This is a genomic window from Mesorhizobium sp. M7A.F.Ca.US.002.01.1.1 (assembly GCF_004022955.1).
GTDB classification, from domain to species: Bacteria; Pseudomonadota; Alphaproteobacteria; order Rhizobiales; family Rhizobiaceae; genus Mesorhizobium; species Mesorhizobium ciceri.
This window is the reverse complement of record NZ_RZQE01000950.1, coordinates 1-941: the sequence shown is the minus strand read 5'-3', so window position 1 is coordinate 941 and position 941 is coordinate 1. Positions and strand designations below refer to the sequence as shown.

Genomic DNA, 941 nt, shown 5'->3' with positions numbered 1-941 from the left:
CCGTCCTGCCGATCCTGGCCGGCATTGCCTTGCAGATGCGGGCGCTCTCGCTGCTGCTCCACACGAAATGCCTGCAGCGGCGCATCTCTGAACGCGCCAACCGCATCTTCATGGCCGGCCTGATATTCACCGCCTGCGGCGTCGGCATGGCCATCCTTCTCGATTTCTTTGATATCGCGACCAGGAGCGCGCTGCCCGGGGCGGGCTGATCAGTCGGCTCGCACGCCACCGATCATCCTGGTCACCTCGGCTGCCGCATCGCGCACCAGCGGGCCGATCTCGGCCAGCCGCTCCGGCGTCACCCGCACCGTCGGCCCTGACACCGAAACGCCGCCGATCGGCTCGCCGAATTCGTTGAAGATGGCGGCTGCCACGCAACGCATGCCGGGGTGCCGCTCCTCGTCGTCGACCGACCAGCCGCGCAGCTTGATCCGCGCCAGATCGTGGGCAAGCGCCGAAATGTCGGACAGCGTCCTGTCGGTGAAGCGCTGCAGGCCTGCCTTGCGCAGCATGGTTCCGACGCGCTCCGGCTCGAGATGCGCCAGCACCGCCTTGCCGATGCCCGACGCATGGAAGGGGCTGCGCGTGCCCGGCCGGAAGAAGGCGCGGATCGCCTGATGCGTCTCGACCTGGCTGACGAAGACCGCGCAATCGTCCTCGGCGACGCCGAGATTGGCGGTCTCGCCGGTTCTCTCCATCAGCTCCTGCATGACGACACGCGCGCGGTCGACCAGCTTGCGGCGGCGCAGGAAGGCCGCGCCCATACGGTAGGTCTCGACGCCGATCGACCACAACTGGTCTGATGTGTCGAATTCGACCATTCCGTGGTTTTGCAGCGTCGTCAGCATGCGGTAGGCGGTGGAGGCGGCAAGCCCGCTCTGCGCCGATATTTCGCTTAGCGACAGGCCGCTGCCTTCCGCGACAATGGCCAGGATCCGCAG

At 67.2% G+C, this 941-nt stretch carries 1 protein-coding gene and 1 pseudogene; one reads left to right on the top strand and one right to left on the bottom strand.

All coding sequences use genetic code 11. From position 1 onward, the window contains the following. Positions 1-209, top strand: a pseudogene (locus EN932_RS36970) (hypothetical protein); the annotation flags it as partial. Here EN932_RS36970 and bhcR read toward each other — a convergent pair. Beyond that, positions 210-941 (bottom strand): HTH-type transcriptional regulator BhcR (gene bhcR / locus EN932_RS36965; RefSeq protein WP_164890883.1); only part of this gene is annotated, 732 nt, incomplete at its 5' end.